At 59.1% G+C, this 11,028-nt stretch carries 11 protein-coding genes; 5 read left to right on the top strand and 6 right to left on the bottom strand.

Features of this window, described 5'->3' with window-relative positions; translation table 11 throughout:
* From AAAB16_RS20735 to secB, 3 genes are all read left to right on the top strand, one after another.
* Positions 1-305, top strand: a 305-nt coding sequence (locus AAAB16_RS20735; protein ID WP_340665029.1) for a rhodanese-like domain-containing protein, incomplete at its 5' end; no start/stop codon positions are given.
* A 1-nt stretch (position 306) separates the two neighbouring features.
* Entirely contained in the window at positions 307-561 is a 255-nt protein-coding gene (gene grxC, locus AAAB16_RS20730) for a glutaredoxin 3 (protein ID WP_110615727.1), read from the top strand.
* 54 nt (positions 562-615) lie between these two features.
* A complete protein-coding gene (gene secB / locus AAAB16_RS20725) occupies positions 616-1,104 on the top strand; it encodes a protein-export chaperone SecB (RefSeq protein ID WP_340665028.1) in 489 nt (162 codons plus the stop codon).
* Positions 1,105-1,162: 58 nt separating this feature from the next.
* Here secB and AAAB16_RS20720 read toward each other — a convergent pair whose 3' ends face one another.
* The 5 genes from AAAB16_RS20720 to AAAB16_RS20700 form a co-directional block, all read right to left on the bottom strand.
* Positions 1,163-3,232, bottom strand: a complete 2,070-nt coding sequence (locus tag AAAB16_RS20720; RefSeq protein WP_340665027.1) for a GGDEF domain-containing response regulator — start codon at positions 3,230-3,232, stop codon at positions 1,163-1,165.
* A 64-nt stretch (positions 3,233-3,296) separates the two neighbouring features.
* Positions 3,297-5,111, bottom strand: a complete 1,815-nt coding sequence (locus AAAB16_RS20715) for a molecular chaperone (protein WP_340665026.1) — start codon at positions 5,109-5,111, stop codon at positions 3,297-3,299.
* Between the two features lie 239 nt (positions 5,112-5,350).
* Positions 5,351-6,208 (bottom strand): archaetidylserine decarboxylase, encoded by an 858-nt coding sequence (gene asd, locus AAAB16_RS20710; protein WP_340665025.1) that lies wholly within the window; start codon positions 6,206-6,208, stop codon positions 5,351-5,353.
* Positions 6,209-6,271: 63 nt separating this feature from the next.
* Entirely contained in the window at positions 6,272-7,090 is an 819-nt protein-coding gene (locus AAAB16_RS20705; RefSeq protein ID WP_340665024.1) for a rhodanese-like domain-containing protein, read from the bottom strand.
* 49 nt (positions 7,091-7,139) lie between these two features.
* The gene (locus AAAB16_RS20700; protein WP_340665023.1) at positions 7,140-8,675 is read right to left on the bottom strand and encodes an HDOD domain-containing protein; all 1,536 of its coding nucleotides are present in this window, start codon (positions 8,673-8,675) and stop codon (positions 7,140-7,142) included.
* 101 nt (positions 8,676-8,776) lie between these two features.
* Between AAAB16_RS20700 and motA the strand changes: the two genes are divergently transcribed.
* Positions 8,777-9,628 (top strand): flagellar motor stator protein MotA, encoded by an 852-nt coding sequence (gene motA / locus AAAB16_RS20695; RefSeq protein ID WP_110615721.1) that lies wholly within the window; start codon positions 8,777-8,779, stop codon positions 9,626-9,628.
* A 3-nt stretch (positions 9,629-9,631) separates the two neighbouring features.
* Positions 9,632-10,693 (top strand): flagellar motor protein MotB, encoded by a 1,062-nt coding sequence (gene motB / locus AAAB16_RS20690; RefSeq protein ID WP_340665022.1) that lies wholly within the window; start codon positions 9,632-9,634, stop codon positions 10,691-10,693.
* Positions 10,694-10,832: 139 nt separating this feature from the next.
* Here the strand turns inward: motB and AAAB16_RS20685 are convergent.
* Positions 10,833-11,028, bottom strand: a 196-nt coding sequence (locus tag AAAB16_RS20685) for a SapC family protein (protein ID WP_340665021.1), incomplete at its 5' end; no start/stop codon positions are given.

Here is an 11,028-nt window from a genome sequence, read left to right as displayed (position 1 = left end):
GCCTTAGCACCCGCGAGCTGACTGCACTGGTCAACCGCGACGAAGGCATCATCCTCGATGTACGCAACAACAAAGATTTCGCCGCTGGCCATATCGTCGGCGCGCTGAATATTCCCTACGACAAAGTCGCCAGTCGCGTTGCCGAACTGGAAAAGCACAAAGCGAAAACCATCATTGTGGTCGACGCCCTGGGCCAACAAGCCGGTGCCGTCGCTCGTGATCTGAAAAAACTCGGCTTCAACGCCGCCAAGCTATCTGGCGGTATGTCCAGCTGGCGCGGCGAAAGCCTGCCAGTGGTGAAGTGATATGCCAGCTGTAGTTGTGTACTCCAGCGCATGGTGCCCGTACTGCATCCGCGCCAAACAATTGCTCGCCAACAAAGGCGTGGCGTTTGAGGAAATCAGCGTCGATGGTAAGCCCGACGTGCGCGCTGAAATGACCCGCAAAGCCCACGCTACTTCGGTGCCGCAAATCTGGATCGGCACCACCCACGTGGGTGGCTGCGATGACCTTTATGCCCTGGAACGCGCCGGCAAGTTGGACGCGCTGCTCAAGGCCTAAGTTTTTAAGCACTGACTTAGTTTTCAACACTTAACGATAAGAAGGTTTTTGCTCATGACTGACCAAGTGACCAACGAAGCTGCCGCTCAAGGCGCTGAAAATCCGCAATTCTCCCTGCAACGCATCTACGTGCGTGACCTGTCGTTCGAAGCGCCGAAAAGCCCGGAAATCTTCCGTCAGGAGTGGGCACCGAGCGTAGCCATGGACCTCAACACCCGTCAGAAAGCTCTGGAAGGCGACTTCCATGAAGTGGTTCTGACCCTGTCGGTTACCGTGAAAACCGGCGAAGAAACCGCTTTTATCGCCGAAGTGCAGCAGGCCGGTATCTTCCTGATCAAGGGCCTGGACGCCGCGTCCATGAGCCACACCTTGGGTGCGTTCTGCCCGAACATCCTGTTCCCGTACGCACGCGAAACCTTGGACAGCCTGGTAGTTCGTGGCTCGTTTCCAGCGCTTATGCTGGCGCCGGTGAACTTCGACGCCCTGTACGCCCAGGAACTGGCGCGTATGCAAGCCGAAGGCGCGGGCGCTGCCCAGCACTAAGGTTTGTGGCAATAAAAAAGGCGCCCCGTGGGGCGCCTTTTTTTGTGTCGTTTTCGGCCTACTCGTCGCCAGCGGCGAAGTCGTAGTCCATCGACTGGCTTGGGCCCTGCAGGTAGTAGCCCTGGATGTAGTTCACCCCGGCTTGCCACAAGGTGGCCAATACGCTGGCGCTTTCCACGAACGGCACGATGGTTAGCTTGGCTTGCGCGTGCAGGCTGCTAAGCAGTGTTTTCAGGGCTTCCTGAGCGTCGGCGGTGGTCAGGTCTTGGGAGAACGAGCCATCAACCTTCACGAAATCGACGTTCAGGTGCTTGAGGGTATTGAACGGGTTGAGCGCACAACCGAACTGGCTAAGCGCAACTTTGCAATGCAGCTCCGCCAGCCCTTGGGTCAGGGCCTTGGCCTGTTTCAGGTAGGTGGTGGCATCTGGCTCACTGAGCTGGAAGGCCAGCGCGTCAGACGGCAGACGGGCGGCCTTAAGCGCCACACTCAGCCATGGCAACAGCGTTTGGTCTTGCACGCTGGCGCTCGACAGATGCACGAACAGGCAGGTGTTGTGGCCCTTGGAACGGTGGTCGGCGAGTAGCTTGATCGAGTTGAGGATGACCCAGCGATCAATCTTCTCGGCCATTCCTGCATCGCGCGCAGCTTCAAGGAATTCGCCTGGCGGCACTTCAACGCCTTGCGGACTAAGCAGGCGCAGCAACACTTCGTAATGTTCGCTGCTGTCGCCGCGCAGGCTGATGATCGGCTGGAACAGCAGGCGGAAACTGTTGTTTTCCAGGGCCTGCTGCACCATGGCGACAATGCTGCCGCGGTTAGCCGCAGCAGCCAATTCCTGGGCCGGGTTGTACAGTTTGATGGCGTTGCCATCGCCCAATTCGTCGGCGCAGCGGTGTGCGCGGTCGACCACTTCTTGGGCGTTCGGGGTTTTCTCGTTGAGACCGGCTACACCGATGGACAAGCTGGTCTGCACCGTACGGCCGCTGACGTCGAACATATGCCCTTCGACTTTCTTCAGCAGTGCCGCCAGTTCGCCTTGCGCTTGCTCCGGGTTTTTACCCGGTTGCAGCACGGCAAATACGTCGTCACCGAAGCGCGCCAGTTGCGCGTCATCATCGAAGTGTTGGCGCAGCAAGTTGGCCAGGTCAGTGAGCAACAGGTCGATGCCCGCCAAGCCGGTTTCGGCCAGCAGGTTGCTGTAGCGGTCGACGCGGATATAACTCAGCGTTGCCGGCTGGCCGGCGTTTACCGCTCGCTCTGCGGCACCATCCATCAACTCAAGGAAGTGGCTGCGGTTGAACAGGCCGGTGACCAGGTCTTGGCTGCTGATTTCCCGCAGCTTTTCTTCCAGCTCGGCATTGCCGGTTTCAGCGCGAATGACCACCTGAATACACGGCTCACTGTCGTAAGTGGCCGGCGAAAAACTCATGCGTGCCTGGAAGGTCTGGCCATTGGCTTTGACGCCACTGCAAGTCAGTTCGGCGTTGCCTTCAGCATTCTGGTAGTTCTTCAGGAAATCTTTGAAGTTGGCGTGATCACAACCGGCGATCAGATCGATCATCGGCATGCCTTCGAGCTCATCGGCATCTTCGTAATCGAACAGCTTCAGGTAGGCGCGGTTGGCATAAATATGCATGCCTTCATGCACGTAGGTGATGGCGTCCACCGAGCTGTCGAGCAGCAACTGGCAGCGCTTCTCGGCTTCACGCAGGGCAATCTCGGCGACGCGACGGCCGCGGCGCTCTTCGAGGTTGGCCAGCTCACGGTTGGCGACCAGGATCAGACGCTCGTCTTCGCCTTGCGGCAACGCGTCCTGCGCACCCAAGGCCAGGGCCTCGGTGATGGCGTCCGGGTCGTTGTCGGCGGTGAGCTGAATCAACGGAATATCTTTGGCCTGACGACGGATCGCATTGATCGCTTCGCCGGGATCGAGGTTTTCACTGCTGGGGGCGGCGATCAGCAAATCCCAGCTTTGCTGCAGGGCCGTTGCCAAGTCGTCACTTGAGGTCAGCCGATGTACGCGCGTGGCGCGACCGGCATTGCGGAACAGGCTGACGAGACGCTCGGCCTCGTTCTGCGAGTCCTCGAGAATCAGCAGCCGGATGGTTTTCTTTTCGATGGCCATGGCGTGTGCTTAGACTGCGCCGAACGGGCGCGAAAAGGCGACAAAAGGGGGTGTGCGGGGCAATCTACAGTGACTTCCAAAGTGAGTCAAAGTCTTCCTCGCCGCTCGCGCTCTGGTTCTTCTGCGGTGTGACCGGCTTCCCTTGTTCAGGGGGTGTTTGCTCTACAACGCGGTACTCGAACTGGTTGAAACTGCCGGTGCTGGTCTGCTTGCGGCTGAGCACGGCGCGACGTTCATCGCCGCTGATATTGATCTGCACTTTGTTGCCTTCCTGGAACGGCAGGCGCGCGGTGATCACGGTGGCCGGGCGCGAGATCGCGCTGATTTCCGGCAGCAGCAAGGCGCGTAGGTATTGGCTGTGTTGATCAGCTTTGCGCAGCAGTTGCAGACCACAGGGCTGGGCGTGGGGCGCGATCAGTTCGATGCCCATCTGCGTACCACCGCCACGCACCTGGCGAATCCAGCGCACCAGCGCAACGCTCCAGCTTTGCTCTGGGGAGTCCTGTACGCCAAGTAGTTCGCCGGCTTGCAGTTGGCTGGGCACGTCTTTTGGCCAGCTCAGGCAGTAACCGCCGGGGCTGTGGTTGACGATGGCAAGCTCGAAGGTGGGGTAGTTGCTTTCGGCCTGGCCCTTGTCGGCATTTGCCTCGTCGGTCGGTCGTTGGTACTGAATTTCTTCGTGCGGCAGGTTGCCGTTCCAATCCATGGTGGATTGCGCGTCGAAGGCATTGCGCCAGATATCTTTGGCGTCAGCATTGACCGCTTGGAACTTGGCTGTTTGCCGTTCCTCCGGACGCTTGAGCACTTCGTTGAACGGTTTGTTGCCGGCCAGGAAAAAGTGCAGAGCGCTCATGCCCAGGCACAGGGTCAGGCTGCCGTGGCCCGCATTGCGTTGAAAGGTACGTTCGGCAATATCACCCCACGCGGAGCTCAGGTGCTGCAGCAGGTCGATGCTCATGCCTTCGGGAATGAGCAGGCGCGATTGACTGATATTTTCCGGCGGCAGCATCAAGTGTTCTTTGATGGCATCTACCAGCGGCTGCGGGTCGATCCCCAGCAGGCTTTGTAGCTCGTTTTCCTGAAACAGCGACTTGTAGCGCGGCGGCCCGTCAACCTGAGATGGAATGCCAAACAGGCTGCCCGGTTCATCAGCCGCTTGCAGGTGCACCAACGAACTCCATGCGCCCAGCACCTCCGCCAGCTTGGCGATACCGCTTTGACGCATTTGGTTGGTCCGCGCGCAGCCAATCAGCAGGGCGATCAGGTAGGTCTGTTCAACACTCAGGCCTTTGGTGTGCAGCGCCATATCGTCGCGCACCACGATGGTTTGCAGCGCGCTGTTCTGCGCGATTTGATAGAGCTTGTGCAGTTCGAGCCATAGGCCTTCTGGCACCGGGCAATACAACTGACTGGAGCGAATCAGTGGACCGCACAGGCAATGGCAGGCGCGTTGAATGGCGATGGTCAGCAACTGCAACTGGTTGCGCTCGCGGGCTTTGCGTGGCGCTTCCTGGGAGACGATCAACTTGTAGCCGGCAGCCAGATGGTTTTCCAGGGCTTGGCACAGGTTGGCGACTTTGCGCGGGCGTTCATCCAGCACGATGGCTTGGTTGAGAAAGTGGCGCTCAAGGTGCTTGCTGACGAAATAGACTTCAGCGCGCAGCAGTTCAAGCAACTGCAGACGGTTTTCGGCAGGGGTAATCAGTTGGTTGAGTTCGACAAGGCATTGATAAAGCTGACGGGCCATTTCGCCCAAATTGGCTTTCGGCAGGCCGGCGATCCACCGTTTGAGGTCGCGAGGGCTGGAGTCACAGAAGGAAAGTTTCTGCTGGTTTGGCGTGGGTACACGTAGCAGCAGGTGAGGGTTCTGTTTATCCATGTAACTCGTAATCCATCTGGCTGGACACTCCTGCGCACGAAGGCGTGGCGAGTCGATCTGAATGTCTGGTTTTCCGAACTCTAGCAGCATCTTGCCATACCCGCAGCCAATCGAGGGTATGGCAAAGGTGGCAATATGCCTTTGTTGACGGGGTTTCTTGTGCTTCAGACCTCATCGCCAACTGAGATGTTCAACAGCGCGGCAACTCCAGCTTCACTGGACGCGCTGTGCCGCATCTATTAACGCGCGTCGGCCAGACGTTCGCCCATGCGCGTGGCGCTACCGGCAACCATATGCTCAGCCCACTTCACTTGATTCGGCCCAAACAGCACGATGGCCGTAGAGCCCAATTTAAAGCGGCCCAATTCGGCGCCTTTGGCTAACTCAATAGGGCCGCGCGACGCTGCATCATAGCGGGTGGTTTTTAGCAGGCGCGCTGGCGGAGCGACTTGGCCTGCCCATACCGTTTCAATGGCGGCAACGATCATGGCGCCCACCAACACCACCGCCATCGGGCCGCGCTCGGTATCGAACAGGCACACCAGGCGCTCATTGCGGGCAAACAACTCCGGCACATTTTCCGCGGTGGTCTGGTTTACCGAGAACAGTCGGCCGGGTACGTACACCATTTCCGTCAAGGTGCCAGCCAAGGGCATATGCACGCGGTGGTAGTCCTTGGGCGACAGGTAAATGGTGGCGAACTCACCGCCCATAAACGGCGCGGCACGCTCGGCGTCACCACCGAGCAACTCCACAGCGCTAAAGCTATGGCCCTTGGCCTGAAACAGACGGCCATGCTCAATGGTCCCTAGCTGGCTAACGGCACCGTCGGCCGGGCAGAGCACTGCGCCTGGGGTTTCGTCCAAAGGCCGGGCACCGTCTTTCAGGGCGCGGGTAAAGAAGGCGTTGAAGTGTTCATAGGCGGTCGGGTCTTCGACCTGCGCTTCGCTCATGTCCACTTGGTACTGCTTAACAAACCAAGTAATCAGCGGATTTTTCAGCCATGTCGCACGGCATTCAGCGATACAGCCGATCAACCGCGACAGCAGGTGATGGGGCAGCAGGTATTGGCTGAGGATAAACAAACGATCTTTCATGGGTGTCCTTAACGTTGAATAAGTGGCCGAAGCTTGGCGTTGGCTAACGCCCGCTGCGCTCGCTCAAAGTTCGATCGGCGTATCCGCCAGGTTGCCCCACTCGCCCCAGGAGCCGGCATACGCCTTGACCCGTGGATAGCCCAACGCCTTGGCCACCAAATAGGTGAAGCCGGAGCGGTGATGGGTTTGGCAGTGGGTGATGATTTCTTTGTCTTTGCTGATGCCAAGGCTTTCCAGAATGGCTGGCATGTCTTGGCGAATGCGCAGGGCGCGGGCCTGATCCATACCGGCAGTCCATTCGAAATTCACCGCACCAGGAATATGGCCACCACGGGCAGCAACCACTTTTTCGCCACGGTATTCAGAGGGCGCGCGGGCATCCCAGATCGCCAGGTCGGCGCTGCCCAGGCGGCTTTGCAGGTACTCGCGGGTGGCGGTCGGTGCGTCGTGAATCTGCACCGTAACCGCTGCTTGCGTGGTAGCGGGCGGGACCGCCGTGCTTAGCTCACGGCTCTCGGCCTGCCAGGCCAGCAGACCACCGTCGAGGTAGTGGTACCGGCTATGGCCGATCACATCCAGCAACCAGATAAAGCGCCCGGCCCAGCCGCCGCCTTCATCGTCGTACACCACGTACACGGCATCGGGGTTGTGCCCCAGCTCAGCGAACAAGGCTTGCAGGTGTTCTGGCGTCGGCAGCAGGCCGGGCGCTGGCGGTTGACCAAGCTGAGTGCGTTTTGGGTCGACAAAGCGCGCGCCGGGGATATGGCCTTCGGCATAGCGGGCCGCGCTGGTGAGGTCGACCACAATAAGCTGTGGGTCATTCAGGCGTGGCGCGAGGTCGGCGGGTTCGATGACCAGCGGCAAAGCAGAAAAGGCAGACATGCATGGCCTCCGAGCCAAAGTAATAAGGGGCCAAATTGTAGCGGAAAGGTTAGCGCCCGCGTTTGGCAAAGCTGGCTAATGCACGTTCGATGCATTGCGATATTTTGCCAAAAGCCTGCACGCACGGCTCGCTCAACGCTGCGCCCTGTTGGTCAACCACCAGCAGCATCACCACCTTACCGTTGTTGGCCACTGAACGAAGCAGCATATGCTCGCCAGGAAATAGCGCTTTCAGCGTTCCCGGCAGCAGGGCCGAGAACTGGGCGATGTTTTCCGGGCTAAGGCGCAACTGCCCCGGTTGTGCCAGCAGGCGCTTGAGCACCTGACTGTTGGCCGGATCGAGGTTGAGCGTTTGTGCCGCCTTGGGCAGGCCGACGATTTGCTGCGTGACCAGCCGGGTCTGAGTTTTGTCGGCCAGCAACACCATAGCGCGGCTCATACCGCAGGCCTCCAAGGCATCACGAATGCAAGTGGTCAGCTGCAGCAGGTTGGCGAATGCACTGGGGTCGCGCAGCAGTTCACGGCAGTGCAATTGCCAAGCGGGCGAGGTGTCTTTAGCCACTGGCGGCGGCGCGGCGGCGACCTGCAGGTGGCGCGTATTCCAAGGCCAGAGCAGGGCGTGGGCCGGGTGCCAGAGATCGGTGCCCGCATAGTGGCGCACGCTGTTCACGGCTTGCTGGTGGGTCAGTTGCTGCAGTTCGGCCAACGGCACTTGCAGGTACAACGCGGTGATGCGTTGCCAGCGCAAGCTATGGGGGCTTTCCCAGGCTTCGTGGGAGGTCAGGGCCAAGGCGTTGGCGAATAAAATGGTGTTGCCCGGGTGGGTCAACCAGCGTGACAGCGCTGTATCGGCATCCAGCAATTGTTGCTGATGCAGTGGCTCTTCATTATTGCGCGCAATATGCAGCGCCTTGGCCAGCAGCCGGCGCTCTTTGGCCAGCAGGCGATAGGCCTGAACAATCCACTCCGGCAAGCGCCACTGCTCAGCTACCGCCAGGCACAGTGCTGGCAGCGACACACCAAATAGCTCGCGCTCGACTTTATACGCCGGCTCGCCCAGGCCCATTACCCGCTGTTCCCATTTCTCGATCAGCTCGGGATGAGCTGCGGCCAATGGCCACAGCGGCGACAAAAACAGCAAACTGCTCCAGTGAATTTCTTGCCACAGCCGTGCCAGCCGATTGGCAAAAAGACCGCTGGCCTGTTGCGAAGCGTGTTGGCTGATCAGCTGGATTTGCCGCAGTGCTTTGGGGATTTTCTCTTCGGTAACTACCGGTAACGTATTGAGCAATTCTTCAGTGCGCGCCAGGCCTAGGCGGCTGATGGCGATCTCCAGGCTTTCCGCGGGCTCACTAAGACTGTTGCTGCTGCGGTTGGCTTCACGCAGCACCACCAGCGCCAACGAGGGGCTTGCCTCAATGCGTTCGGCCACCTCACGCAAGGAGGTGCTGCTGCTGACCAGCGAACGCCGCACCCGTTCGTGGGTGGTTGCCAGAATAGGCAAGCGCACACTATCGAGGTGTTTGACCCACGTTTTCAGGCTGGAGGGTAGTGGTGGCAAGGTCGGCATGTGTTTGTAGCCCATTGGCTTTTAACCTTAACTGGCTATAGTCTGGCGTATAAGTTCCGATAATTAGAAGGACTGATTTTTATAACCCTTCTCCCTGCTGTGTAAGTACCTCTCTTATGGCAAAAATCATTGGCATCATTGTTGTGTTCGCTTCGGTTCTGGGCGGGTACATTTTGTCCCACGGTAAGATCGCGGCGCTGATTCAGCCTTTCGAGGTCATGATCATCGGCGGCGCGGCACTTGGCGCTTTTCTCCAGGCTAACCCTGGCAGCACCTTTATGTCGGTGTTCAAAAAAGCCCTGAAGATGTTTGGCAATCGCTTTACCCACGCCTTCTACCTTGAAGTGCTGAGCATGCTCTACGAGATCCTCAACAAGAGCCGCCGCGAGGGCATGATGGCCATTGAGGCCGACGTTGAAGACCCCGCCGCCAGCGCAATTTTCAGTAAATACCCAGGCCTGCTCAAAGATGCCGGCATGACCGCCTTTGTGTGCGACTACCTGCGCATCATGTCCTCCGGCAACATGGCGCCGCACGAACTTGAAGGCCTGTTCGACATGGAACTGGGCAGCCTTAAAGAAGAACTCGAACACAATTCCCACGCGGTTACCCGAATCGCCGACGGCCTTCCCGGCTTCGGTATCGTGGCGGCGGTACTCGGTATCGTGGTGACCATGGCCCTGCTCGGCCAGGTGGAACAGTCCGCCCTCGGCCAGCACGTAGGTGCGGCACTGGTGGGTACCTTCCTGGGTATTCTCGCGGCATATGGCTTCTTTGGTCCGCTGGCGACCTGCCTGGAACACGACGCCAAGGAAGAGTTGAACGTGTACGAAGCGATCAAAGCCTCGCTGGTGGCTTCGGCTTCCGGCATGCCGCCGTCGCTGGCGGTGGAGTTTGGCCGCAAGGTGTTGTTCCCTGCGCACCGGCCGAGTTTTAGCGAGCTTGAGCAAGCGATTCGCGGTCGCTGATTAATGGATAACAACCAACCCATCATCGTAAAACGCGTCAAAAAGTACGCCGCCGGGCACCATGGCGGCGCCTGGAAGATTGCGTTCGCCGACTTTGCCGTCGCCATGATGGCGTTCTTCTTGGTGCTGTGGCTGATGTCCTCGGCCACGCCGGAACAGAAGAAAGCCATTTCCGGTTACTTCCAGGACCCCGTCGGTTTTAGCGAAAGCGCCAGCCCGTACGTCATCGACCTGGGCGGCACGCCGACACCGGCGCCGGACAAAACCCTCAACCCCGACGTCAAGGACGCCAAGGCCGCGACGGACTCGGAGTCTGATATTGAAAGCGATATTTCGCCGGACAAATCCCAGGCCGAAAATATCGCCGAGAAACTCGAAAAAGAACGCCTGGAACTGCTGTTGCAAGAGCTGCAAAACAAGGTCAACGAGAACCCGCAACTGCAACGTTTCAAGGACCAGATCCTGTTCGAAATCACCCAGGATGGCCTACGCATTCAGATCATGGACGCTGCCAACCGGCCCATGTTCGATAGTGGTAGCGCGCGCCTGCAGCCGTACTTTGAAGACATTCTGCTGGCCATGTCTGACACCATCAAAGCGGTGCCCAACAAAATCAGCATCAGCGGTCACACCGACGCCAAGCCCTTTGTCGGCCATGGCGACTACGGCAACTGGGAGCTATCGGCCGAGCGCGCCAACGCTGCGCGCCGCACCTTGGTGGCGGGCAGCTATCCCGATGAGCAAATCGCCCGTGTGGTCGGTTATGCCTCATCAGCCTTGTTTGATCGTGCAGACCCGCTAAACCCGGTGAACCGGCGTATCGACATCATCGTACTGACCAAAAAAGCCCAGCGCGCGATCGAAGGTGAGCAGGGCTCCGAAGATGCCCCCCAGGAAGGTGATACGCCGCCAGCCGGTGCGGCATCGGGCACGCCGACAGGTGCCGCCTCGGCTACACCAACAGGCGCCGCTGCAGGCGCGCCTATGCAGCCGGAACAACTCAAGGAAAAGCTCAATATCTTCGAAGCCGGCGCCCTGAAGTTCGACGAGCCGAAAGACAATTGAAGAAGCGCTATACGTAGGGTGTGCTGCGCGCACCATGGGCAGCACGCATATATCGCTTGGTGCGCCCCCCTTTAAAAGCAACGCATAAAAAAAACCGGGCCCTAAGCCCGGTTTTTTTATCTCTCGACGCAAGCACCACTCAGTGCTTGGTCTCCTCGCCAGCCTTCTTGGCCAGATAATGCACAAACAGTTGGTTGGCATTGCCCAGTGAAGTCAGGTGGGCGTAGATCCAGCCGAGGAAGCCGGAGCGGTGCAGGTCGAGTACGTGCTCGTCGGCCAGGGCCAGAAACTTCTCTTCGTCGACGGCCAGGAAGTCGCTCAGTACAAACGACTCA

This window comes from Pseudomonas sp. (assembly GCF_037994325.1).
Taxonomy (GTDB): domain Bacteria; phylum Pseudomonadota; class Gammaproteobacteria; order Pseudomonadales; family Pseudomonadaceae; genus Aquipseudomonas.
Note: the sequence above shows the minus strand (reverse complement) of the source record. Positions and strands in the feature narration are given on the sequence as shown.

Excerpts from the sequence above, each read along its gene's own strand:
- grxC (WP_110615727.1), top strand. The coding sequence starts at position 307 with ATGCCAGCTGTAGTTGTGTACTCCAGCGCATGGTGCCCGTACTGCATC.
- secB (WP_340665028.1), top strand. The coding sequence starts at position 616 with ATGACTGACCAAGTGACCAACGAAGCTGCCGCTCAAGGCGCTGAAAAT.
- AAAB16_RS20720 (WP_340665027.1), bottom strand. The coding sequence starts at position 3,232 with ATGGCCATCGAAAAGAAAACCATCCGGCTGCTGATTCTCGAGGACTCG.
- AAAB16_RS20715 (WP_340665026.1), bottom strand. The coding sequence starts at position 5,111 with ATGGATAAACAGAACCCTCACCTGCTGCTACGTGTACCCACGCCAAAC.
- asd (WP_340665025.1), bottom strand. The coding sequence starts at position 6,208 with ATGAAAGATCGTTTGTTTATCCTCAGCCAATACCTGCTGCCCCATCAC.
- AAAB16_RS20705 (WP_340665024.1), bottom strand. The coding sequence starts at position 7,090 with ATGTCTGCCTTTTCTGCTTTGCCGCTGGTCATCGAACCCGCCGACCTC.
- AAAB16_RS20700 (WP_340665023.1), bottom strand. The coding sequence starts at position 8,675 with ATGGGCTACAAACACATGCCGACCTTGCCACCACTACCCTCCAGCCTG.
- motA (WP_110615721.1), top strand. The coding sequence starts at position 8,777 with ATGGCAAAAATCATTGGCATCATTGTTGTGTTCGCTTCGGTTCTGGGC.
- motB (WP_340665022.1), top strand. The coding sequence starts at position 9,632 with ATGGATAACAACCAACCCATCATCGTAAAACGCGTCAAAAAGTACGCC.